At 68.7% G+C, this 24,500-nt stretch carries 17 protein-coding genes and 1 other RNA gene; 5 read left to right on the top strand and 13 right to left on the bottom strand.

All coding sequences use genetic code 11. The annotated features are described in order from the left end of the window. Nucleotides 1-47 precede the first annotated feature (47 nt). The 10 genes from AC3FOF_RS05585 to AC3FOF_RS05540 all read right to left on the bottom strand — a co-directional run bounded on the left by AC3FOF_RS05585 (nucleotide 48) and on the right by AC3FOF_RS05540 (nucleotide 12,767). Entirely contained in the window at nucleotides 48-860 is an 813-nt protein-coding gene (locus AC3FOF_RS05585) for an ABC transporter ATP-binding protein (RefSeq protein WP_017224943.1), read from the bottom strand. Nucleotides 861-1,096: 236 nt separating this feature from the next. Then, a complete protein-coding gene (locus tag AC3FOF_RS05580) occupies nucleotides 1,097-2,143 on the bottom strand; it encodes an ABC transporter substrate-binding protein (protein WP_017224944.1) in 1,047 nt (348 codons plus the stop codon). Between the two features lie 262 nt (nucleotides 2,144-2,405). Further along, nucleotides 2,406-3,440, bottom strand: coding sequence for a Bug family tripartite tricarboxylate transporter substrate binding protein (locus tag AC3FOF_RS05575; RefSeq protein WP_488726024.1), 1,035 nt, complete (start codon nucleotides 3,438-3,440; stop codon nucleotides 2,406-2,408). Nucleotides 3,441-3,550: 110 nt separating this feature from the next. Next, nucleotides 3,551-4,510: a hydroxymethylglutaryl-CoA lyase gene (locus tag AC3FOF_RS05570; RefSeq protein ID WP_488726023.1), complete on the bottom strand. Its 960-nt coding sequence runs from the start codon at nucleotides 4,508-4,510 to the stop codon at nucleotides 3,551-3,553. Beyond that, nucleotides 4,507-5,703 (bottom strand): CaiB/BaiF CoA transferase family protein, encoded by a 1,197-nt coding sequence (locus tag AC3FOF_RS05565; RefSeq protein WP_488726119.1) that lies wholly within the window; start codon nucleotides 5,701-5,703, stop codon nucleotides 4,507-4,509. Before AC3FOF_RS05565 ends, AC3FOF_RS05570 begins: the two co-directional genes overlap by 4 nt. Before the next feature lie 173 nt (nucleotides 5,704-5,876). Beyond that, complete coding sequence (locus AC3FOF_RS05560; RefSeq protein WP_017231266.1) at nucleotides 5,877-6,782, bottom strand: LysR family transcriptional regulator; 906 nt, start codon at nucleotides 6,780-6,782, stop codon at nucleotides 5,877-5,879. Nucleotides 6,783-6,815: 33 nt separating this feature from the next. After that, a complete protein-coding gene (gene recR, locus AC3FOF_RS05555) occupies nucleotides 6,816-7,430 on the bottom strand; it encodes a recombination mediator RecR (protein ID WP_276264953.1) in 615 nt (204 codons plus the stop codon). Nucleotides 7,431-7,503: 73 nt separating this feature from the next. After that, on the bottom strand, nucleotides 7,504-7,836 hold the full coding sequence (locus AC3FOF_RS05550) for a YbaB/EbfC family nucleoid-associated protein (protein ID WP_006157727.1): 333 nt from the start codon (nucleotides 7,834-7,836) through the stop codon (nucleotides 7,504-7,506). Between the two features lie 84 nt (nucleotides 7,837-7,920). Continuing rightward, on the bottom strand, nucleotides 7,921-10,194 hold the full coding sequence (locus AC3FOF_RS05545) for a DNA polymerase III subunit gamma/tau (protein ID WP_488726022.1): 2,274 nt from the start codon (nucleotides 10,192-10,194) through the stop codon (nucleotides 7,921-7,923). A 71-nt stretch (nucleotides 10,195-10,265) separates the two neighbouring features. Then, nucleotides 10,266-12,767, bottom strand: coding sequence for an adenosylcobalamin-dependent ribonucleoside-diphosphate reductase (locus AC3FOF_RS05540; RefSeq protein WP_488726021.1), 2,502 nt, complete (start codon nucleotides 12,765-12,767; stop codon nucleotides 10,266-10,268). A 191-nt stretch (nucleotides 12,768-12,958) separates the two neighbouring features. Between AC3FOF_RS05540 and ffs the strand changes: the two genes are divergently transcribed. Then, nucleotides 12,959-13,057: signal recognition particle sRNA small type (gene ffs, locus AC3FOF_RS05535), an RNA gene on the top strand. A 266-nt stretch (nucleotides 13,058-13,323) separates the two neighbouring features. Here ffs and AC3FOF_RS05530 read toward each other — a convergent pair. The 3 genes from AC3FOF_RS05530 to AC3FOF_RS05520 form a co-directional block, all read right to left on the bottom strand. Next, nucleotides 13,324-16,935 (bottom strand): UvrD-helicase domain-containing protein, encoded by a 3,612-nt coding sequence (locus AC3FOF_RS05530; protein WP_488726020.1) that lies wholly within the window; start codon nucleotides 16,933-16,935, stop codon nucleotides 13,324-13,326. After that, entirely contained in the window at nucleotides 16,932-19,859 is a 2,928-nt protein-coding gene (locus tag AC3FOF_RS05525) for a PD-(D/E)XK nuclease family protein (protein ID WP_488726019.1), read from the bottom strand. Before AC3FOF_RS05525 ends, AC3FOF_RS05530 begins: the two co-directional genes overlap by 4 nt. Nucleotides 19,860-20,022: 163 nt before the next feature. Continuing rightward, a complete protein-coding gene (locus tag AC3FOF_RS05520; RefSeq protein WP_276264774.1) occupies nucleotides 20,023-20,289 on the bottom strand; it encodes a hypothetical protein in 267 nt (88 codons plus the stop codon). Nucleotides 20,290-20,953: 664 nt separating this feature from the next. Here AC3FOF_RS05520 and trxA point away from each other — a divergent pair. From trxA to AC3FOF_RS05500, 4 genes are all read left to right on the top strand, one after another. Beyond that, nucleotides 20,954-21,280, top strand: a complete 327-nt coding sequence (trxA, locus tag AC3FOF_RS05515; RefSeq protein ID WP_010814265.1) for a thioredoxin TrxA — start codon at nucleotides 20,954-20,956, stop codon at nucleotides 21,278-21,280. 190 nt (nucleotides 21,281-21,470) lie between these two features. Then, the gene (gene rho, locus AC3FOF_RS05510) at nucleotides 21,471-22,733 is read left to right on the top strand and encodes a transcription termination factor Rho (protein ID WP_029043590.1); all 1,263 of its coding nucleotides are present in this window, start codon (nucleotides 21,471-21,473) and stop codon (nucleotides 22,731-22,733) included. A 173-nt stretch (nucleotides 22,734-22,906) separates the two neighbouring features. Further along, on the top strand, nucleotides 22,907-23,758 hold the full coding sequence (locus tag AC3FOF_RS05505; RefSeq protein ID WP_017225512.1) for a M90 family metallopeptidase: 852 nt from the start codon (nucleotides 22,907-22,909) through the stop codon (nucleotides 23,756-23,758). Between the two features lie 252 nt (nucleotides 23,759-24,010). Further along, nucleotides 24,011-24,274, top strand: a complete 264-nt coding sequence (locus AC3FOF_RS05500; RefSeq protein WP_017225511.1) for a type B 50S ribosomal protein L31 — start codon at nucleotides 24,011-24,013, stop codon at nucleotides 24,272-24,274. Nucleotides 24,275-24,500: the final 226 nt, after the last annotated feature.

Below are 24,500 nucleotides of genomic sequence, written 5' to 3'. Positions count from 1 at the left end.
TCTGCGGTGCGCGGCTTGCCGCGATGGCCTGGGCGATGGCGATCATCTCAGGCAACCTTGCGCTGTTGCGCGTAGCCCTTCAGGACTTCCTCGCGCAGCACGTCCCAGATGGCCGCATGCAGCTCGACAAAGCGCGGATGATTGCGGATCTCGGCCACATCGCGCGGGCGCGGCAGGTCGATGGCGAACTCGCCGATCGGGTGCGTGCCGGGACCGGCCGACAGCACCACCACCCGGTCGCTCATGGAGATGGCTTCATCGAGGTCGTGCGTGATGAACAGCACCGCCTTGCGCTTGGCCGCCCACAGGTCCAGCACTTCGTTTTCCATCAGCTGGCGGGTCTGGATGTCGAGCGCGGAAAACGGTTCGTCCATCAGGATGATGTCAGGATCCAGCACCAGGGTCTGCGCCAGGCTCACGCGCTTGCGCATGCCGCCCGAGAGCTGGTGCGGATAGCGGTCGCCGAAGCCGCCCAGCCCGACGCGGCGCAGCCAGGCCTCGCCCTCTTCCACTGCCTGGGCGCGCGGCATGCCGCGGAATTCGAGCCCGGCGATCACATTGTCGAGCGCGCTGCGCCAGGGCATCAGCGCCTCGGCCTGGAACATATAGCCGGCACGCGCATTGATGCCGCGCAGCGGCTCGCCGAACACGCGCACCTCGCCGGTCGACGGCTGCAGCAAGCCGGCTCCCACATTGAGCAGCGTGGATTTGCCGCAGCCGGTCGGCCCCACCACGGAGACGAACTCGCCAGGCTGGATGTCCAGCGTGACGTCCTTGACGGCGGTATAGCGCTGGCTGCGGTCCTCGCGGGAAACGAAGGTGCAGGTGACGTTGTCGAGAGATAGTGCGGCAGTGCTCATGGCAGGCTCTTGGCGGATACGGCGCGGGACAAGGCGGGGGTTGCAAGGGGGGCAGCCCCCGCCATCGGTAGGATCCGCGCCGTATCGCGCGATAGGAATAGCGTGGAAAGCGAACTCGGGACAGCGCGCCGGAAGCCATGCCCGGCCTCCGTGCGCGCCAATGCAAAGGCCCGCTGCACGCAGCGGGCCGCCGGCACCGTGGTGTCCCGATCCAGGCGCGGGCGATGCCTTATGCCTTACTTGTACTTGGCGTTGGCCTTTTGCACGAAGGTGTTGGTGAAGGTGTTTTCCAGCTTGATGGCCTTGCCCTTCAGGTCCGGATCGAACTGCTGCAGCGTGTTGAGCGCGGTCCTGGGACCATCGGCCGGCATCATGCCGTCCGGCGAGATCGCTTCCCTGACCTTCTCCCAGGCCGCCAGGTACAGCGCGCGGTCGCCCAGCAGGTAGCTTTCCGGCACGGTCTTGACGATGTCCGACGGGCCGGCTTTCTGCAGCCATTTGAGCGCGCGCACCATGGCGTTGGTCAGTGCCTGCGTGGTGTTCGGGTTCTGCTGGATGAAAGCGGTCGAGGCATAGAGGCAACCCGAGGGCATATTGCCGCCGAACACGGCATGGGTGTCCTTCAGCGTGCGGGTGTCCGAGGCGATGCGCACCTCGTTCTTCTGCGTCAGCATCGACACCACCGGATCCAGGTTGGCCATCGCGTCGATCTGGCCCGAGCGCATCGCCGCCACCGCGCCGGCGCTGGCGCCGACACCGATGAAGGAGACGTCCGACGCCTTCAGGCCCGCCTTGGCCAGCACGAAGTTGGCCATCATATTGGTGGACGAGCCTGGCGCCGTGACGCCGATCTTCTTGCCCTTCAGGTCGGCGATCGATTTGAAGTTGGGCATGGTCTTGTTGGAGACCATCAGCACGATCTGCGGGGCGCGCCCCTGCAGTACGAACTCCTGGTACTGCTGGCCCTTGGCCTGCAGGTTGAGGGTGTGTTCGTAGGCGCCGGAGACCACGTCGGCGCTGCCGCCCACCACCGCCTGCAGCGCCTTGGCGCCGCCGGCGAAGTCGACGATCTCGACGTCGAGTCCTTCGTCCTTGAAGTAGCCGAGGCGTTCGGCAATGGTCAGCGGCAGGTAGTAGAACAGGTTCTTGCCGCCGACGGCGATAGTGAGCCTGGTCTTCTCGGGCTTGCCCTGCGCCTGGGCGTAGCCGCCGAAGGTGAACCAGCCCGCCAGGAACAGCGCCAGCGCGAGCAGCGCCTGCTTCCAGAATTTCTTGTTATACATTGTTCTCTCTCCTACCTGTTGTACCCGGGCCGCCAGCAGGCGCCTGCGCCGCTGATGGCCAACCCCCATGCACCGCCGGTCTCGCGCGTACCTTGCCGCCTTGCGGTGCCGCTGCGCGGCAAATTGCGATGCTAGCCGATGCCATGCCATGCCGCATCGGGATCAACACCTACGCCATGCAGCGTATTCATCTGGCATGGGCATCGACGATACAGGGCTCGCCTTTCGGCTGGCTTTCTGATCCGCCGCCCGGCGGCATGCTTCATTCCGCGTGGATATCGGCCGACTTGATGACCTTGCCCCAGCGCGCCAGTTCATTGCGCTGATACGTGGCCAGTTGCTGCGGCCCCATGAACTTCGCCTCGGCCCCGAGCTCTTCCGCTTTCTTGCGGAAGGCATCGGTCTGCATGATGCGTTCGATCTCGCCGGCGAGCTTGTCCACGATCGGCTTGGGCGTGCCGGCGGGCGCGTACATGGCAAACCACGACGACACGTCGAGATCGGGATAGCCCGCCTCCGGCGCGGAAGGCACGTCCTTCAGGCTGGGCAGGCGCTGCTTGCTGGTCACCACCAGCGCGCGCAGCTTGCCGCCCTGGATATGCCCCATCAGCGGCGGCGGCGTGGTGATGGTGAGGTCCACCGAGCCGCCCAGCAGGTCAGTCATGGCCGGGCCGGTGCCTTTGTATGGAACATGGGTGATCTGGATGCCGGCCATCTGGTTCAGCAATTCGGTGGAGACGTGCTGCAGCGAGCCATTGCCAGACGACGCGTAGTTGAGTTTATTGGGATTGGCCTTGGCATAGGCCACCAGCTCCTTGAGCGTCTTGACCGGCAGGCTCGGACGCACCACCAGCACCTGCGGCGCCGACAGGAGATTGGCAACCGGCGCGAAGTCCTTCACCGGATCCCAGGAGGTCTTCGTCAGCAGCGGCGTGATGACCTGGAAGCCCGAGTACTGCACCAGCAGGGTGTAGCCATCCGGCTTGGCGCGCGCCACGGTCTGCGCGGCGATGCCGCCCGAGCCGCCAGGGCGGTTGTCCACGACCACGGGCTGGCCGAGGGCCTTGGACAGCGGCTCGGAGATCATGCGCGCGGCCAGGTCGGTAGTACCGCCGGCGGCGGCGGAAACGACCAGCGTGACCGGCCGGGCAGGATAGCTGCCGTCCTGCGCCCAGGCGGCGCCGGTCAGGCCGGTGGCGGCCAGCGCGACGGCAGCGGCGAGCGCCCTGCGGCGCGCAACCGATGCGGGCAGGGAAGAATGCGGACGTGCGTTGGCACAGGCCGGGATGCGAGGCATGGGATGTCTCCTGCTTGATGCTTGTTGATCTTGGTCTTGTACGGCGTCCGCGCCGGCCCTCGCCGCGCGGTACGCCCCCGTTCTTCGGGATTGGTGTAGCGAGCCGGGATTCAGCCCTGCCCGGCAAAATGCGCCGCCAGCCAGGCCGGTGGCTGATGGGTGCGCAGGCGCGGGCCGGCGCGCAGCAACTGGCTGGCGATGTCGCGACCGACCAGCGCCGGCAGGCCGGCAACCACGCCGAGCAGCCGCCCCAGGTCCACGCCGGTATCCACGCCCATGGCCTCGAACATGTGCACCAGCTCCTCGGTGCCGACATTGCCGCTCGCGCCCGGCGCGAAGGGACAGCCGCCCAGGCCGCCGGCAGCGGCGTCGAAGCGCGTCACGCCTGCCTGCCATGCGGCCAGCGCGTTCGCCAGGCCCATGCCGCGGGTGTTATGCAGGTGAATGGTCAGGCCGGCCTGCGGCAGGCTTTGCCGGAAGCGCTGGCATAAGGCAGCGACCTGGCTGGGATAAGCCATGCCGGTGGTGTCGCACAGCGTGATGCCGGCCGCCCCGGCCTTGGCAAAGGCCCCGGCCAGCGCCATCACGGCATCGGCCTCGACCTCGCCCTCGAACGGACAGCCGAACACCGTCGACAGCGAGACATTGACCGGCACGCCAGCCGCGCCGGCGACCTCGATCATCGCCAGCAGCTGGGCTTGCGACTGCGCGCGCGTCATGCGCAGGTTGGCGCGGTTATGGGTCTCGCTGGCGGACATCACCAGGTTGAGCTCGTCGGGCCGGCACGACAGCGCGCGCTCCATGCCGCGCAGGTTCGGCACCAGCGCGGTGTAGCGCACGCCCGCCAGGCACCGCATGCGATGCATCACCGCCTCGGCATCGGCCAGCGCGGGAATGGCCTTCGCCGAGGTAAAGGAAGTGGCTTCGATGCGGGCAAAGCCACAGGCGGACAAGGCGTCCAGGAAGGCCACCTTGGCGTCGGTCGGCACCACTACCGGCTCGATCTGCAGACCGTCGCGCGGCGCGACTTCGTTGATCTCGATGCGGGCAGGCCCGCGCGGCACGCTCATGCCACCACCCCGCGCGCGCGCAGGTCGGCGATGGCGGCGGCATCGAACCCCGCCGCCGCCAGCACGGTATCGGTGTGCTCTCCCAGCGTGGGCGCGCGGTCGTGAATGGCGCCCGGGCTGGCCGACAACTTGGGCATGATGCCCGGCACTTCGACCGTCAGCCCGCTGGCCGCGGTCACGCTCTCGATCACGCCGCGCGCGCGGTAGTGCGGGTCTTCGGCAATATCCTTGACCGTATAGATGCGGCCGGACGGCACTTCGGCCTGCTTGAGCACCGCCAGTGCGCTCTCCACGCTCTGGGTGCGGGTCCAGGCGGTGATGGCGGCATCGATCTCGTCGACGCGTTTCACGCGGCCGTCGTTGCGCGCCAGCGCCGCATCCTCGGCCAGGTCGGCGCGGCCGATGGCGTGCATCAGGCGCTTGAAGATGGCATCGCCATTGGCCGCCACCAGCACGTATTCGCCGCTGGCGCAGGCGTAGGCATTGGACGGCGCGATGCCGGGCAAGGCGCCGCCGGCCGGCTGGCGCACCGCGCCAAAGGCCGAATATTCCGGCAGCAGGCTTTCGCTCAGGTTGAACAGCGACTCGTACAAGGCGACGTCGATCACCTGTCCCTCGCCGCCGCGCGCGTCCCGCTCGTACAGCGCCAGCAGCACGCCCAGCGCGCCGTGCAGGCCGGCAATGGTGTCGCCCAGCGACAAACCGGCGCGCACCGGCGCGCGTCCCGGCTCGCCGGTGAGATAGCGCAACCCGGCCATGGCCTCGGCCACCGCGGCAAAGCCGGGCTCGTCCTTCTTCGGGCCGGTCTGGCCGTAGCCGGACACGCGCACCATGATCAGCCCGGGGTTCTCCGCGCGCAGCGCTTCGTAACCCAGGCCCCATTTCTCCATGGTGCCGGGGCGGAAATTCTCGATCAGCACATCGGCCCCGGCGGCCAGCTGGCGCACCACGGCCTGGCCCTCCGGATTGCGCAGGTCGATGCAGACCGATTGCTTGTTGCGCGACTGCGCTTCCCACCAGACCGAGGTGTCCTCGTACAGCATGCGCCATTTGCGCAGCGGGTCGCCCTGCCCGGGCGGCTCCACCTTGACGACCTGGGCGCCGAAATCGGCGAGGGTCTTGGCGGCGAAGGGGCCGGCAATCAGTTGCCCGAGTTCCAGGACCCGAATGCCTTCGAGGATCTGTCGCGCCATATTGGGGGTCTCCATGCGGTGTCGTATGCGGCGGGCGTGTCGCGGTATCGGTGCGCTGCGGCCCGCAGGCCCGCGCCACGCCTTGTTTCGACGCAGTGTGCCCCAGCCGCGCGGCTGGCGGAATCGGCATTCGGAGAAGCGGGCTTTCTTGGAACGCGAAAGCCCGGCGGCCGTCAGAACGGCGCGCGCTCGCCGCAGAGATGGGTGATCAGCAAGCGCGCCGACACCGTCAGCCCGGCCGGGTCGCGCATGCCGATGAGCAGGGAACGGCGCGCCCAGGCGTCCTGCAGGCCGACCAGCGAGAGCCCCATCGACTGCACATGCGGCTCCGCCGCGATGCGCGGCAGCACGCCCACGCCCAGCCCCGCCATCACCATGCGGCACATGGCGTCGAAGCTGCGCACCTGGATACGCAGCCGGAACGGCCGGTCCAGCCGGCTGCTTTCCTCCAGCAGGCGGGCTGCCAGCGAGGTCACCTGCGGCAGGCTGACGAAATCGTATTCGAGGGTGTCCGCATAGCGTACCGGCCCGCGCTCGGAAAGCGGATGGCCGGGCGGCGTGACCAGCACCAGCTCGTCCTGCCGGTACTCGACCGTGACCAGGCCTGCGCAGGGCGTGCGATCGGCAAAAATGCCCACATCGGCACGGTTCTCCACCAGCGCGGCGACGATCTCGCTGCTGTTCTGCTCTTCCAGTTCGATACGGATGGTGGGATGCAGCGCCATGAAGGTCGCCAGGTCGTCGGGCAGGAATTGCGTGATCGCCGAGGTATTGGCGCACACGCGCACCTGGCCGCGCACGCCGCTGGCGTAGTCCGACATCACGCCGGCCATGCGTTCGACGTCCTGCAGGATGGTCAGCGCGTGGTGAAAGCAGGCCTGTCCGGCCTCGGTCAGCTGCACCCCCGCGGCATGGCGGAAGAACAGTGGCGCGCCGACTGCGGTCTCGAGGTCGGAGATACGCTTGCTGGCCGCCGCCACCGCCAGGTGCGACTGGCGTGCGCCGGCGGAAATGCTGCCCTGGCGCGCCACGGCGACAAACAGGCCAAGCGTGACAAGGTCGAAACGGGCGAGGTTCATGCGATTGCGCACAAGCGCACGGTCGGATTTACTTTATACGGAGCGCCGGTCCATCACCGCGCGGGCAATGGTGCCGGCATCGACATACTCCAGCTCTCCGCCCACCGGTACGCCGCGCGCCAGGCGCGTCACCTTGAGCCCGCGCGCCTTCAGCATCTCGCCGATATAGTGCGCGGTGGCCTCGCCTTCGCTGGTGAAATTGGTGGCAACAATGACCTCGGACACCGGTCCGCCCAACTCGGGATCGGTGGCGCGCGCCAGCAGCCGGTCCAGGTGGATCTCGCGCGGCCCGATGCCGTCGAGCGGCGAGAGCCGCCCCATCAGCACGAAATACTGGCCGCGATAGGTCAGCGTCTGCTCGATCATGATCTGGTCGGACGGGGTCTCCACCACGCACAGCAGCGAGGCATCGCGCCGGTCGTCCAGGCAGGTCGAACAGATTTCCTGCTCGGTGAAGGTGTTGCAGCGCGAGCAATGCTTGATGCCATCGGCCGCGCCGCGCAGCGCATCGCCCAGCTTGCGCGCACCCTCGCGGTCGTGCTGCAGCAGGTGGTAGGCCATGCGCTGTGCCGATTTCGGGCCCACGCCTGGCAACACGCGCAGCGCCTCGATCAGCGCCTGCAGCGAAGTGGGAGGCGCGCCTTTCACGCCGCGGCTCCGCTGGCCGGGCGTACCGGCAGCACTGCGGATTCGAGAATCATGCGCGAGCTCCCTGGCTGGCTCAGAACGGCAGCTTGAAGCCCGGCGGCAACGGCAGGCCGGAAGTCATCGAGCCCATCTTTTCCTGCGAGGTGGCCTCGGCCTTGCGCACGGCGTCGTTGAAGGCAGCCGCCACCAGGTCTTCCAGCAGTTCCTTGTCTTCGCCTTCGGCGAGCAGGCTGGGGTCGATGGAAACGCGCTTGACGTCGTTCTTGCAGGTCATCACCACCTTGACCAGTCCGGCGCCGGACTGGCCCTCGACCTCGATCAGGGCGAGCTGCTCCTGCATCTTCTTCATGTTTTCCTGCATTTGCTGGGCCTGCTTCATCAGCCCGGCCAGTTGGCCCTTCATCATGGAGTGCTCCTGATTTTCAATTGGATGGAAGTTACGGGCCGCCGCGTCATGGGCGCCGGCGGCCCGTCAAAAAATACGAAACGCTCAGGCGGCGCGCGGCTGGATCGAACCGTCCAGGATATGGCCGCCAAACTCGCGCAACAACCCCTGCACGAAAGGATCGCTCCCGATCGTGGCCTCGGCCTCGCGCTGGCGCTCGGCGCGCGCCTGGGCATCGGCGGCCGCGGCGGTGTCGGCAACCGCGCCGACCTCGCACTGCACCCGCACCTCGACGCCGAGATGCTCGGCCAGCGTCTGCTGCAGGCGTTCGACTACGCCCGCCTCGGTAATCGGCGCCACCGGCGCGCGCAGGTGGAAGGTGCGGCCGACCACCTGCACCAGCTCGCTCTGGTACGCCAGCTGTTGCGCCAGCCCCTTGAGCGGCAGGCTGGCGGCCAGGGCCGGCCAGGCACCGGTGAATACCGGCGGCGTGCCATCCTCGCCCGGTGCGGGCGGCTTCGGCGGGGTGAGCCGCACGGGTGCAGCCGGCTCCACGGGCGCGGCCTGGGCTACGGCCGGCGCGGCCGGTGCGTTCATTTCCCGGCGCGGCGCGGGCTGGCGCGCGGGCACCGGCTCGGGGTCGCTGCCATATGGCCCGATCATGGGCAGATCGGGCGGAAGCTCTTCCCACGGCGGAACGTCGCTGCTGCCTGCGTGCTCCCAGGGCGGGACCTCGCTGCCCGGGCCGGGATCGCCGGAATCGGTGCTGGCGCCACGCTGCGGCGGCGCCTCCCTGCGGGCGGGGGCCGCGGCCGGCATGGGTGCGGCCGGCGCCTGGACCGGCCTCGCCACGGTCGCGGGCGGACCCGGCGGACGCAAAGGCTGGGCCGAAGGCGGTCGCACCGCGGGCGCCGCCGCGGGGGCGGCAGCGGGTGCCGCCGCCATGCGCGGGCTGCCGCCGCGCGCGGCGGAGGCCTGGCGGGCCGCGGCCAGCGCGGCACGGGCCGGCGACATCGGCGCGCCGCCGGCAGAGGCAGGCGCAGCAGGGCTGGCCGCAGCCGGCGCGCTTTGCACCCGCTCGGGCGGGGCGGGCTGCGCGGTGGCCGCCGGGCTGGCGGCAGGCGCGGTTTGCGCCCGCACCGGTGCAGGATCAGCGGGCGCGGCCGGTACGGCCGCGGACAGCGCGTCCGCGGCAACCCGGCCCGACGGCGCGGCAGCGCCGCGCGCACGCGGCGCCAGCTGGCCGCCACCGCCTTGTGCCGGGGCAGGTGCCGGGCTGGCCGCCGGGCGGAAGGCCAGCATGCGCAGCAGCGTCATGGTGAAGCCGGCGTATTCGTCCGGCGCCAGCGCGAGCTCGCTGCGGCCGAGATTGGCGATCTGGTAGAACAGTTGTACTTCCTGCGCATCGAAGGCAGTGGCGAAGCGGCGGACTTCCGCGGCTTCCGGCCACTCTTCCTGCACCGAAGCGGGCACGGCCTGGGCCAGCGCGATCTTGTGCAGCAGCGAGGCGAGATCCTGCAGGGCGCCGGCAAAGGACAGGCTGCGATCGGCCATGCCGTCGGCCACGCCCAGCATGGCGGCGCCGTCTTCGGCGGCCAGCGCATCCAGCAATTGCACCAGGTAGCTTTGATCGATCGCGCCCAGCATGCCGCGCACGGCGGCCTCGGACACCTGCCCCGCGCTATAGGCGATGGCCTGGTCGGTCAGGGACAGCGCGTCGCGCATCGAGCCATGGGCAGCCTGGGCCAGCAGGCGCAGCGCGTTGGCCTCGCGGTCGATGCCCTCCTCGCCCAGGATATGGTCAAGGTGGCTGACGATATGGCCGGGCGGCATCTGCTTGAGGTTGAACTGCAGGCAGCGCGACAGCACCGTGACCGGAATCTTCTGCGGATCGGTGGTGGCCAGGATGAACTTGACGTGCGCGGGCGGCTCCTCCAGCGTCTTCAGCATGGCGTTGAAGGCGTGGTTGGTCAGCATGTGCACTTCGTCGATCATGTAGACCTTGAAGCGCCCCGCCGTTGGCGCGTACACCGCCTTGTCGAGCAGGGAGGCCATCTCGTCGACGCCGCGGTTGGAGGCGGCGTCCATCTCGATGTAGTCGACGAAGCGCCCGCTGTCGATCTCGGTGCAGGCCTTGCACACCCCGCAAGGCTGCGCGGTGATGTCGCCGCTGCCATCCGGCCCGACGCAGTTCAGCGCCTTGGCCAGGATCCGCGACAGCGTGGTCTTGCCAACGCCCCGCGTGCCGGTGAACAGATAGGCATGGTGCAGCCGCTGTTGTTCCAGCGCGTGCGTGAGCGCGCGGACCACGTGTTCCTGGCCGACCAGCGTGGTGAAATCCCGGGGGCGCCATTTGCGCGCTAGCACTTGATAACTCATGGCGGCGATTGTAGCAAAAGGCGGCCTGCCCTCAGGCGGGATTCACGCGATCCGCGGCGCCCGGCCTCCCCCTAGCCACACTCGCCGACGTAGCCGCAGTTGGCGCACTTGGCGCAGCCGTCGATCTTGTGCAGGGCGTGGGCACCGCATTCCGGGCAGGGCTTGCCGGAACCCAGCCCAAGCCCCGGCGTCGGCAGGCCGCCGGCCGACGCCGGCTGTGCCACGGCGCCCCCGGCCTGGCCGCCCGTCCCTTCCAGCCCGGCCAGCCGGGCCGCAAGCGCCGCCACCGGCACCTGGCCGCCCTCGGCATCGAGAAAGCCGCGCTTGATCAGGATGCGCTGCAAGGCGTAGCCGATCGCCGCCACCTCGGAATCATGAAAGCGCGGCGCCTCGGTACCGTCCTGGCGCACCAGCGTGCCGTAGCGCACCGTCCCCTTGTCCCATACGACGTTGCGCATATCGGCCAGCGCCTTGGCGATCGAGCCGCCCGAGCGGGCCACCATCGACAGCAGCCGCATGGTGGAGGTGATCCACTGCTGGCCGTCGTTGCGCTGCCCGGCCGGCATGAAGAACTCCACCGGACGCTCCACCGCCGCCGGACTGCCATCGATCAGGCCCGCCACGCGCATGAAATTCACCGTCAGGTAAACCGTCTTGTGGCCCTCGTAGGTCATGTATTCCACCTTGGAGGTGACCCCCTCGAGGTCGCCCACCGGACGGCTGGCGAACGGCTTGCGCAAGGGATCGTCCGTCAGTGCCGCCACCGGGGTGGCCGGCGCCCCTGCCGGCGGCGCCGACTCCGACAGCACCGCCCCCAGGACGCTGTTGGGGCGGTAGGTGGCCAGCCCTTTCAGGCCGGCCCGCCAGGCCTCGAGGTAGAGGTTGCGGAACGCTTCGTAGGGATAGTCCTCCGGCACGTTGACGGTCTTGCTGATACTGGTATCGATGAAAGGCTGCACCGCCTCCAGCATCTTCATATGATCGAGCGCCGACATCTGCAGCGCCGTGACGAAGCTGTCCGGCAAGCGCGCCATATCGCCGCCCAGGTGGCGATAGAGGCGCCAGGCATGGTCCGCCACCTCGAACACCTTGTAACTGTCGTCCGCCATGCGTTTCTTGCGGTGATAGGTCCACGAGAAGGCCGGCTCGATGCCGTTGGATGCGTTGTCGGCAAACGCCAGGGTGATGGTACCGGTCGGCGCGATCGACAGCAGGTGGGAGTTGCGGATGCCATCACGGCCGATCGCCTCGCGCACGGCCTGCGGCAGGCGTTGGGCGAAGTTGCTGGCGAGGTACTCGTCGGCCTTGAACAGCGGGAAGGCGCCCTTCTCCCGCGCCAGCCCGGCCGAAGCCAGGTAGGCGGTATCGCGCATGGTCTGTGCGATGCGCGCGGCCAGCGCGCGGCCCGGCTCGCCGTCGTAGCGGATGCCCAGCATCACCAGCGCGCTGCCCAGCCCCAGGAAACCCAGGCCGATGCGCCGCTTGGCATGGGCCTCGGCCTGCTGCTCCGGCAGCGGCCAGTAGGTAACGTCGAGCACGTTGTCGAGCATGCGCACCGCCAGCCGCACCACTTCGGCAAACCCGTCGAAATCGAAGCCGGCTTGCGCGCTGAAGGGCTGGCGCACGAAACGGGTCAGGTCGATCGAGCCCAGATCGCAGCAGCCATAGGACGGCAGCGGCTGCTCGGCGCAGGGATTGGTGGCCTCGATGCGTTCGCAGTAGTAGAGATTGTTATCGTCGTTGATATGGGACAGGAACAGGATGCCGGGCTCGGCGTGATCGTAGGTGGCCTGCATCACCTGGTCCCACAGATGCCGCGCCGGAACGCGGCGGTAGACCCACTGGCCGTCGCCGCGCCGGTAGGCCCCAGCGGCGATGGCTTCCGCCGCCGGCTCGGCCTCGTGCACCAGCTCCACCTCGCCATCGGCCTCGACCGCGCGCATGAAGTCGTCGCTGACGCCGATCGAGATATTGAAGTTGGTCAGGTCGCCGCGGTCCTTGGCGTGGATAAAGGTTTCGATGTCCGGATGGTCGCAGCGCAGCACCCCCATCTGCGCGCCCCGGCGCGAACCTGCCGACTCCACGGTGGCGCAGGAGGCGTCGAATACCTTCATGAAGGACACCGGCCCCGAGGCGCGCGAGTGCGTACCCCGCACCAGCGCGCCGGCCGGCCGTATCGCGGAGAAATCGTAGCCCACCCCGCCGCCGCGCCGCATGGTCTCGGCAGCCTGCGCCACCGCGGTATAGATGCTGGGCTTGCCGTCGCGCGCATCGGAAACCGAATCGCCCACCGGCTGCACGAAGCAGTTGATCAGCGTGGCCTCGATGCGCGTGCCCGCCGCCGAGTTGATGCGGCCGGCCGGCACAAAGCCCTGCTCCTGCGCCCACAGGAAACGCCCGGCCCATTGCTCGCGCTGTGCCGCGGGTTCGGCCTCGGCCAGCGCACGCGCCACGCGCAGGCGCACGTCGGCGGCGGTGGCCTCCTCGCCCTTGGCGTACTTCTCCATCAGGACTTCGGTGGAGATCTCCTGGGGCGGCAGCGTGGCGCGGAGCATCTGTTCATTGGCATTCATCGGTGGTCTCGCTGGTGTCGTGGTGGCGTAATGAGGTGATTGCGTGATTGCGCGCTATCCGCTGGCGATGCCCTGCTCCAATATAGTCCGGGCAGCTTTGCCTGGGCCAGGCGCCCCACTCGATCGCCTTACTCGATCAATTTCACTGGAAATCTGCCCGGCCCGCCCGCTCTGGGTTACAATGCCGACCGGACGGGCCTCCTCGCATGGTGGCGCGGTCAACCTGGTCAGGTCGGGAACGAAGCAGCCATAGCCGTTTTCCGCCAGTGCCGAGGGTCAGGCTCGTCCCCCTAACATCTTCCTGCAGTACCTCCGTCAGGCTCCCCCCCCCCCCCGCATCATCGCGCGCTCCTTGGGCATCGACCATCGGGTTGCATCCGCCCGGCATCCGCGCAACGGTTCCGACCGGCGGCAGAAACCCTCGGCGCAACGGCACGCATCGCGTGCCGCAGGCGCCAGGCCAGCGCGGCGCAAGCCACACCGGCATGCCTATTTTGCCGCGTTTTGCCCGCACCCGTCCTGATCCAGGTCAGACCCGGGACAAACGCTGGACCGCTCAGAACAGCGAGCCCTGCCGCCCGGTTTGCAGTGCATCCGCCGCGATCCACTCGCCGTCCGCCGTGGCTACGCCGGCCTCGACGCGCCGCCCCGGGAACATCGGCCTGACCGCCGCCACGTAACGCGCAAGCTGCTGCGCGTAAGCCGCGTGCTCCTGCGGCAGCAGGCGCAGCTTGTAATCGATGATCACCACCCGCCCGGCAAACTCCACCAGGCGGTCGATCCGCAACAGGCGGCCGCGCGCGTCGTAGAGTTCGACCTCGTTGCGGGCGCTGCGCGCGTCCTGCGGAAACAGCAGCGGCCGCAGCGCCGGCGAATCCAGCATCAGTCGGGCCGCCTCCACGGCGGCATGCGCCTGCTCCCGCCACAGCGCGCGCGACTGCGCGGTGCCCGCGCCGGCCAGCGGGAACCAGCGCATCACCACCTCCGGCGCGGGCAGTGCCTCGAACGCTTCGGGATAGCGCGTCACGCGCTCCAGCAACGCGTGCAGCAGTTCGCCATGGCGCGCCGCATCGGCATCGAACACGATCGCATGGCCGGCGTCGCCGCCCTGCTCCGCCTCTTCGTCCTCCCATTCCAGCACGGGCGCCAGGGTCCCGGCCGCATCGCGGTAACGCTGGCGAAAATCGGCATAGCGCACGCGCGCGTCGTTGACGGCGGCCGCGCCCTGCGCGTCCTGCGCGATTGCCGGCGGGAAGGCATCGACCTCGGCGCCGATCCTGGCCGCCTGCAGCCGCGCATACCAGCTGCCGGCGATCTCGCGGCTGCTCTCGCCCTCGGCGCTGCGCGCTACCCGCCCCTTCACGCCACTCACCAGCAAGCCCTGGCGTGCACGCGTCATCGCCACATAGAGCAGGTTCCAGTTCTCGCGCTCGGCCAGCGCGGCCTCGGCCTCGAACAGCGGCATGCGTGCCAGCCCACGTGTGCTGCGCTTGCCGTACGCGGAGAAATGCACCGGCACCGGCGACGACGGCGGCCAGTCGATCAGGATACCGCCCCGGTCGGCGGCGGCATCGCTGTGATTGGCGTCGAGCAGCACCACGAAGGGGGCCTCCAGGCCTTTCGCCGCGTGCACGGTGAGAATGTGGACCGCATCCTGCGCGCTGTCGGCCGCGTCCGTATCGGCTTCGCCTTCGGCGTCCTCGGCGCGGTCGGCCATGCCGCCTTCGTCGGGGCTTTCGCCTTCCTCGCCACGGCGGATTTCCTGCAATTCGTCGATGAATTTGGGCAGGCTCGGATAACGCCCGCCATCGAGATCGAGCGAGAGCTTGAGAAACGCGTCGAGGTTGGCCAGCACCTGGTCGCGGATCTCGGCGGGCGCGGCTTCGGCATAGCGCCGGCGCACTTCGCCGCCGTGGTAGATATGGTCGATCAGGTCATGCACCGGGCGATGCGGCGCCACCTCGAGCCAGTGGCGCAGGCGCGCGACGCCGTCGCGCAGCGCCGGACTGCTGAACCCGGGCAGCCCTTCGTCGCGCAGGCAGGCCCACCAGCCGGGCCGCGGCTCGCGCCCCTGCGCCATCCGCGCGATGGCGACCAGGTCCTCGTCGGTGGCGCCCACCAGCGGGCTCTTGAGCACATGGGCGAGGTCCAGGTCGGATTCCGGCGTCATCAGGAAGGCCAGCAGCGCCGACAGGTCGAGCGCCTCCAGCGTGGCCAGCAAGCCGCCACGGCGCGGGCTCAGACAGGGAATGCCGGCCTCGCGGAAGGCACGCTCGTACTCGGCCAGATAGGTCTTGCGGCGCACCAGCAGATGCACGTCGCTCCAGCGCGCGGGCCGCGGGCCCTGGCTGTCGACGACCGGCACCGTGGCGCGGATATGGCGCAGCCAGGACGCCACGCGCCGGCCCTCTTCGAGCCGCAGTGAATCGCCTTCGTGCTGGCGCGGCTGGGTCAGCGTATCGCGATGCTTTGCCACGTCCGGGCCGGCTTCGCCCCCATCGGCAATGCCATCGGCCTGCGGCGCGTCGCCGTCGCCCTGCTCCGCCTCGGGCTCCACCAGCGGCAGCAGCCATACCGGCCCGCCCGGCTGGTCCAGCGCGGTGGTCTGCGTCTCGAACAGCGGGTAGCGGCCGTCGGCACGCGCGGCATCGAATACCGCGTTGACCCAGTCCAGCACTTCGGGACGGTTGCGGCGGGTACGGTTGGTCCGCAGCACGGTGGCGCCAAAGCCCGACTGCAGCATCTCGCTGGCGGTCTGGAACAGCCGCGCATCGGCGCGGCGGAAGCGGTAGATCGATTGCTTGGGGTCGCCCACCAGGAATACCGTGGGCCGTTCGCCCAGGCCCGCGTAGCCGGCCAGCCACCCTTGCAGGATGCGCCATTGCAGCGGGTTGGTGTCCTGGAACTCGTCGAGCAGCAAATGACGGTAGCGCGCGTCGAGCCGGACCTGCAGGTAGGTGGCGGTCTCTTCGTCGCGCATCAGCCGCGCGGCCAGCCACTCCAGGTCGGCGAAGTCCATCGCGCGCTGCTCGGACTTGTGATGCTGGTAGCGCGTCAGCAGCGCATCGCCGAGCTGGTAGAGCGCCAGGTTGACCGCCAGCACCGCGGCCTCGCAGCGGCGCTGCGCCACCTGCTCCAGCGCGGCGCAGAGTTCGCCGTGTTCCGCGAGAAACGCGTCGACCATGGCTTCGCCGCCCAGCGCCTTGGTCAGGGCCGCGGTGGCACGCAGCGAGCGCGGCTTGCCGGCGGCGGTGAAAAACGCGTCGCGCAATACCGCAAAGGCGCGCTCGGCGGGCTCGCCCCCTTCGGCACCCGCCTCGCGCCAGGCGCGGATCGCCATGATCGCATCGGCCAGGCGCGTGGCGTGCGCCTGCTCGGTCTTGCCGCCCCGTCCCAGCTGCGACGCCAGGCCCTGGCAGGCATCGAGCCAGCTGTCGTCGGCCAGCACTTCCAGCAGCACGTCCACCCGGGCATCCTCGCCGAGGTCCGCCGCAAGCGCCTCGGCGGGATCGGCGCTTTCGCGGAAGGCAAACCACTCGCTGCGCGCATGGAACATGGCGTCCAGCAAGGCGCGCGCCTGGAACTCGCCGATGGCGTCGACCAGCCGCTCGAACGCCACGCGCAGGTCGGCATACGGCGGCGTCGCCAGCGCCTGCCAGAACGGCGCCCAGGCCTCGCGCTTCATGCGCAGCGCGTCTTCGCGCAGCGTGGCGCCCGGCACGATGCCGGAGGCCAGCGGCGCGCCGCGCAGCAGGGTGCCGAACCAGCCGTGGAAGGTATCGATGGCCATGCGCCCCGGTGCGGCCAGCACCTGCGCATGCAGGCCGCGCGCGCGCGGCAGCGCGGCGCGTGCGGCCTCGGCCGTCAAGCCGCGCTGCATCAGCGCGGCGATCACCGCCTCGTCGTCGTCGCGCGCGAGCTGCGCCAGCACCTCCAGCAAACGCTCGCGCATTTCCTCGGCGGCCTTGCGGGTGAAGGTGATGGCCAGGATCTCGTGCGGCGCCGCGCCTGCCAGCAGCAGGCGCAGCAGGCGTGCCACCAGCAGCCAGGTCTTGCCGCTGCCCGCGCAGGCCTCGACCACCACCGAGCTGGACGGCTCGCAGGCGGCACGCGTGAACTCGGCTTCGGCGATCGGCTGGCCGTCGCGCAGGTAGGCGTGGATGCTCATGCTCGCCCTCCTACCTGCGGCGGCAGCGCCGTGCTTTCCCAGAAGCCCTTGCGGCACAGGCCGCGGGCGGTGCAGTAGGTACAGGCGCCGGCATCGCCGAACGCCGGCAGCGGCGCATCCTGGCGCAGACGCATCACGTCGCTGCGCAATTGGCGTTCAAGCCAGGCCACCGCGGCATCGAAGTCAGGCAAGCCGATCTCGCGCTGGGCCGCGGGCGGTCCGTCCTTGACGCCTTCCAGCGCCACCCAGCTGCCGCCGGCCACATCGGCGCGCAGCAATCCGTAAAACGGCAACTGGCAATCCTCTTCCACGTCGTCCACCTTGCGCTTGAGCCGCAATGCGGTCTGGGTCTTGTAGTCGAGCACCGCGCGACTGCCGTCGCGCGCGCGGTCGAGCCGGTCGATGCGCCCGTTGACGCGCAGCGGGAGGCCATCGGGCATGGGCAGGTCGACGGCGGCATCGAGCTCGCCGTCGTCCCAGAACCAGCCTTGCGCCTCGCGCTCGGCCTGCCATGCCACATAGGAGGGCAACACTTCGCACCAGCGGCGGTAGTAGCCAATGGCGTTGCCGTCTTCCTTCATCAGCGCGCCGAACTCGTGATCGGAAATTTCGCGCAGCCGGGCCAGGCGCGCATCGGCATGGCGCAAGCCGTCCTGTGCCGCCTCGCGGTGGTAGCGCAGCAGCACGCGATGCAGCAGTTCGCCGATATCGCGCTTTTCCAGGTCGTCGCTGACCACCTCCAGACCCGCCAGCCCGAGCATGCGGCCGGCGAAGAACTGGTAGGGACAGCGCCGCAGCATGTTGTACGCCTGCGCGCTCCAGCGCGCGGGCACCAGCTCCGCGGCCGCCGGCGCGGGCATCCCGCCGACCTCGGCGAAGGTCTCGTGCAGCACCGGCGCGGCGCTCGCTTCGATCGGCGCGCCCGCGCGCGAACACAGCGCGCTGAGCCGCTCGATCCAGCCCGATACGTGCTTGGGCTCGCCGCGCGCGCCCAGGCGCTGCCAGGTCAGCGCCACATCGTCGTTGTTCAGCAGCACCTCGGCGAGGTCGCGTGCCTGCTGGGCGAAACGCACCTCGCGGTCTTCCAGCGCCAGCTCGCGCCGCATCTGGTTGGAAAAGAACATCAGCTCGGCCGCGCTCGAGGGCAGTTGCCCGTCGTCGCAGCCCACCACCACGACACCGTCGAAGCGCCGCATGCGCGCGCCGTTGAGCGGCAGTATGGTGATGCGCGACGCACCGCTGGCCGAGGGCTCCTTGTACGCGACCGATTCCAGCAAGGCCGACAACATGGCGCGGAATTCGCCAAGATCGAGCGTGGCGCCGGCGCCGGTCTCGTCCTGGGGCAGATCGGCGAGGCGCGCCAGCGCGTCGAGCAGTTGAAGGCCGGCATCGTCGGCCGACAACGCTGCGCGCATGCCGAGCACATCGAGCGTGGCGTCGAGCCGTTCGAGCCACGTCGAAACGGGCCGCTGCGCCTGGCCGCGCGGCCAGGCGGCGGCTTCGGCCGCCAGCAGCTGCACCAGTTCGCAGGCAGCCTGCCGCGCGGCGCGGCGGGCCGCCTGTCCGTCTTCGCCGGTGCCGGCTTCATACGCAAGCGCATGCGGTGCGTCGGTCGTATCCGGCGTGAAGCGCTGCTGCAACCGGCGCCAGCCTCCGCTGATGCCGTCGCGGCGGACCTGCCGCTCCAGCGCTGCGATCGCCTCGCCGCGCAACGGAAAATCCGGCAGGCAGAATGGGCTCTTGAGCAGGTCGAGCAGGGCCGCGGTATTGCCGTCCTGGTTCAGCAGGTCGAACCAGCGCATCAGCGCCGCCGCCGCGCGCGTGGTGGAAAGCTTCCAGCCGGTTTCGTCGCGCACCGGCGCACCGGCCCGCGCCAGCAAGGCGCGCGCGCGCCGTGCCACCACCCGGTCGTGGGCGACCAGCGCCACATGGCGCCGGCCTTCGTTGAGCCACTGCACGAGCTGGCCGGCAGCGGCAGCGGCTTCGTCCTCGAAGCGCGCGCTGCCGATCACGCGCACACGCGGGCGCTGGTCGGGCAGGCCGCGCGGCGCGGCGCGGCGCGCGGCAACCGCATCCGCGCCCGGCAGCCGCGCCTCCGGCCACAGGGCCAGCAGGGTCTCGTACCAGTCGTTCTCCCCTGCCCCTGCATCATCGGCGCCGGCTTCGAGCCCGCTGCCTTCGCCTTGCGCCGGCTGCGCCGACCAGTCATAGCCAATGCGGATCACCGGCACGAGTTCGGCGGCCTGTTTCAGGAAGGCGTCCTCGATCGGCGCGGGCGGCGTGGGCCCGAGCCAGATGACCGGGCCGTCCAGGTGCTGCGCCAGCCGGTGCAGGGCGCGGCGGCGCGCCGGCAGCGGATCGTCGGGGCCCGACAGGGCCTGCCAGAAGGCCATCACGATGCGCGCTTCCTCACCGAGAAAACGCGACGACAGATGCGCGTAGGTCCGTTCCAGCGCGCCCTGCAGCAGCGCCGCGCGGTCGTCGCCATCGACGTCTTCGTCGCGAATGGCATCGTCGTCGAGCCAGCGCGCGCTCAGTTCGTCGCTGATGGTCAGCAGCGTCTGCGCCAGCCCCCAGGCCGCGGCTTCGGTCTGCGCGCCGAACGCGCGCCGCAGCCAGTCCTGCGCGCGGATGGCCTGCTGCACCGCCAGCAGACGCGCGGCATGGCTGCGCACCGGCACCGCATCGGGCGGCAGGTCGAGCAGCCAGTGGCCGAGCGTGAGGACGCGCGGCAGCAAGCGCGGCGCGCCGGCCGCGCGCGCGGCGGCATCGAGCGCCTGGCGCACGCCGGGAATCTGCGCCGCGGTGGGCACGACCACGTGCGCGGCGGCTTGCTGGTCCCCGCAACGATCGAGGAAATACCAGGCCGCGGCGGCGGCCTGCGGCAGGAAGTCGGGGCCGGGACGAAAATGCAGCGTGGTCATGAAACGAGAGTGGCGGCCGGATCGGATGTCATGGCACGTGGAGCGCCCCGGCCGGTAGCGCGCGGCGCTGGCCGGCGCCTGGGCGCCGGGTGCCAGGGCACCGGAACGCCTGGCGCCGCGCAGGCAAAACGGAAAAAGCGCGGGAAAACCCGCGGGGTTGCCCTCAGTGGCCGCCGCCCTCGAGGCGGGAGCGAATCTCGCGCGCGGTCTCCAGCAAGCCCTGGTACCCCGAACGGGCATGCTCGGGCAGGTCGGGATCGCCGATCAGCGCGCCCAGCGTTTCGATGATGCTGTAGAGCAGCCCCCGGGCCGCGCCGCCGGCAATGCTGTTCTGCTCGACCGCGCTATTGATGTGGGCCAGCGCGTCGCTCAGGTGCTCCACCTCGGGCGGCTGTTGCGGATCGGGCTTGGAAGGGGTGTCGGACGTCATGGTCGATAGCCTTGTATGTTGCGCGGAAAGGCGCCGGACCGAGGTCTGGCGCAGGCTTCTATTCTACGCGTCCCGGCGCGCGCAGCGACGGCTGCGCCGCACCGGTGCGGCCAGCGGCTTCCGGGCACGCGACCCGCCGCGGCAGGGCTGCGCGCCCCCGCCCAATCCGGACGGCATTGCCGCCAGGGGTGGGCCGCGGGGGAGCGGGATGGCCTGGCCGCCTCCATCCCATAGCGTGGGGCAGCGCCAGGGTGGCGCCCCCCATCGTGGGGGTGACTTTGCGCCGCCAAGTGCGGCGTAAATCATACGCATCGGCCTTGCGGCACTTTTCTCGGGCGCCGGCGATTGAAAAAAGCTCTTGCCCCGATTAATACAATGATTCCACCGGGCCGGTTTTCCCGGGCAAAATGCACCAATGCACAGCGGGCCTGGCTGGATTCCACCAACGCATGCGGCGGACGCAACGTGCGGTTGACGCGCAAGGTATTGAATTCCCGTCAACTGGTAACATATCGGCAGTATCCGCCTTTTGCGGCTGTCCCTTTGCGGGCTCGCCCGCGCCGGGCAGGGCGCCCGCCTACGGGTATGCGCAAACTCGTGTAATGTAGCGGTTCGGCAAATCCCGCCTTCAAATTTAACAGAGCGAAACCAGAGGTTTTCCGCCATGAGTGAACAAATCAAGTATGTGAGCGACGCCTCCTTTGACGCTGACGTGCTCCAATCAGACAAGCCCGTCCTGCTGGACTTCTGGGCCGAATGGTGCGGTCCTTGCAAGATGATCGCCCCGATCCTGGACGAAGTGGCCAAGGACTACGGCGACAAGCTGCAGATCGCCAAGATCAACGTCGACGAGAACCAGCAAGTGCCGGCCAAGTTCGGCATCCGCGGCATCCCCACGCTGATCCTGTTCAAGAACGGCGCGGTTGCGGCGCAAAAAGTCGGTGCGCTGTCCAAGTCGCAACTGACCGCTTTCCTCGACGGCAATCTGTAAGTCGATTGACCGGGGCGCCGCGCCATCAGGCGCCAGCCCCGGTGTAGCCACAATCCGACGTGCGTGCGCCTGCGCTGGCGCACCGGCCGGATTGTGCTAAGATGGCACCAACAACTTCCCCGAGCGTTCGCTCATTTCTTCCCCCTTCCTTTAGGTCCAGCCCGTCCGGGCGCCTCTGTACCCCTCGTCTATGCACCTGACAGAACTCAAATCGCTTCACGTGTCTGCGCTTCTCGAAATGGCCGCGACCCTCGAGATCGACAACGCACAACGGATGCGCAAACAGGAGCTGATGTTTGCGATCCTGAAGAAGCGCGCCAAGCTGGGCGAAACCATCTTTGGAGACGGCACCCTGGAAGTCCTGCCGGACGGCTTCGGCTTCCTGCGTTCGCCGGAAACCTCCTACCTGGCAAGCACGGACGACATCTACATCAGCCCTTCGCAAATCCGCCGCTTCAACCTGCATACCGGCGACACCATCGAAGGCGAGGTACGGACCCCCAAGGACGGCGAGCGTTATTTCGCACTGGTGAAGGTGGACAAGGTCAACGGCCAGGCGCCCGAAGCGGTGAAGAACCGCATCATGTTCGAGAACCTGACGCCGCTGCACCCGAACCGGCCGCTCACGCTCGAACGCGAAATCCGCGCCGAGGAAAACATCACCGGCCGCATCATCGACATGATCGCGCCGATTGGCCGCGGCCAGCGCGCCCTGCTGGTGGCATCGCCCAAGTCCGGCAAGACCGTGATGCTGCAGCATATCGCGCACGCGATTGCCAACAACCATCCGGAAGCCGACCTGTTCGTGCTGCTGATCGACGAGCGCCCGGAAGAAGTGACCGAAATGCTGCGCTCGGTGCGCGGCGAGGTGGTGGCGTCGACCTTCGACGAACCTGCCATCCGCCACGTGCAGGTCGCCGAAATGGTGATCGAAAAGGCCAAGCGCCTGGTCGAACTCAAGCGTGACGTGGTGATCCTGCTGGACTCGATCACCCGCCTGGCACGCGCCTACAACACGGTGGTGCCGGCCTCGGGCAAGGTGCTGACCGGTGGCGTGGACGCCAACGCGCTGCAACGCCCGAAGCGTTTCTTCGGCGCCGCGCGCAACCTGGAAGAAGGCGGCTCGCTGACCATCATCGCCACGGCACTGATCGAAACCGGCAGCCGCATGGACGACGTGATCTACGAAGAGTTCAAGGGCACCGGCAATATGGAAGTGCACCTGGAACGCCGCCTGGCGGAAAAGCGCGTCTATCCGTCGATCAACCTGAACAAGTCCGGCACGCGCCGCGAGGAATTGCTGATCAAGCCGGAAATCCTGCAGAAGGTCTGGGTGCTGCGCAAGTTCATCTCGGACATGGACGAAGTACAGGCCATGGAATTCATTCTCGACAAGATGAAGGCGACCAAGAACAACGCCGAGTTTTTCGATATGATGCGCAGAGGCGGCTGATCCTTCGCGGTACCGCGCGCGGGTTTTGAGCGCGGGTATGGCAAAAGAAGGGCGTGCCTCGGCGCGCCCTTCTTGCTTTGCGCGGCCGGCTTGCCGGTACGCCGCATTCCTGGCCTGGCTGCGGAACCGGCGCGCCACGCGCGCCGTCTCGATGCCATACCTGCAGGAGCCTCATGTTCGGCCGACTGAGCCACTTCCTGCGCGCGCGATCGCGCGTGCGCAAACTCGAGCACTACGCGATTCCCGACGCGCTGTGGGAACACACGATGGCGGCCCTGCCGTTCGTGCAGCGATACAGCCAGGCCGATCTCGCCGCGCTGCGCGAACTCGCCACGCTGTTTATCGCCGAGAAGGAATACTCCACGGCGCACGATCTGCCGCTCACCGACGACATGGTCACCATCGTGGCGGTGCAGGCCTGCGTGCCCATCCTCAAGCTCGGCATCGAGTGGTACCGGGGCTGGCGCGGCATTGTCCTCTATCCCGGTGAATTCGTGATCCGCCGCACGGTCGAGGACGACATCGGACTGGTGCATGGCGTGGTCGAGGAAGCCAGCGGCGAAGCCTGGGAGCATGGCCCGGTCATCCTTTCCTGGCCCGATGCGCAGACCCCGGGCGGCGGACTCAATGCGCGCCACGCCCACCCCGACGACGCCTACAACGTGGTCATCCATGAGTTCGCCCACAAGCTGGACATGCTCGACGGCGAGCCTGATGGCGTACCGCCCTTCTCCCGCGTGCTCCACCCGGGCGTCGACCGCGAACAGTGGGCGGAAACCCTGCTGAGCGAATACGACCGCTTTGCCGAAGCCTGCGATGCGCAATCGGACCATGCCTGGGATCATCCCGAACGGCTGCCGCCGGCGCTGCGGGTGATCGATCCTTACGGCAGCGAGGCCCCGAGCGAATTCTTTGCAGTGGCCTCGGAGACGTTCTTCGTCGAACCGGTGGGCTTGCGCAAATATTGGCCCGTGCTTTATGCCGCCCTGGTCACGTTTTACCGGCAGGATCCCGCGTCGATGTGACCGAAGATCGATATTTCGCCGCGCCGCAGCGTCTCGTGACCGCCACACGCAAATCTTGCCCAGCTTTTTGTTTTTCTGCGATAATCCCGGATTGTCCGTTATCGGCAAGTGGTTCGTTCGCCGCAACACTGCCGGCGCATTCGGCGCAAGCAGCGCATCCCGTTTTTTGCGCTTTCTGTTGCGCTTTGTGCCATCCTGGCAGCGGCAGCGCGGCAAGCAGCGGACTGGCTACCCAACCTGAAAGGAAAGACCATGAAAGAAGGCATTCACCCGAATTATCGCGAAGTCGTGTTCCTCGACGTATCGAACGACTTCAGCTTTGTGACCCGCTCGACCATCCAGACGCGCGACACCATCACCCGCGACGGCAAGGAATATCCCCTGGCCAAGATCGAAGTCTCGTCGGAATCGCACCCGTTCTACACCGGCACCCAGAAGATCATGGACACGGCCGGCCGCGTCGAGAAGTTCCGCCAGAAGTTCGGCAGCAAGCTGGGCAAGGCCGCCGCGAAGTAATTCGCGCCGCGAGCCCGCTCGCTGCACGGCCTCGGACGATGCTCCGACGCCGCGCACCCAAGCAAAGAGGCAGCATCGGCTGCCTCTTTGCTTTTGCAGTCTTCGCGCATGCGATGCCATCGCATGGCACGCGCCAGGCGCACTTTGTCCGACCTCTTCGCGTACCCTGCCCCTATCGCCGGCACGCCGCGCGGGGATGGCGGACGCAGCAGATGCAACGGACGTA

The sequence above is a fragment of the Cupriavidus sp. 96C5-1 genome, assembly GCF_057798855.1.
The sequence above is the reverse complement of the archived record's forward strand: the minus strand, read 5'-3'. Positions and strand labels throughout refer to the sequence as shown.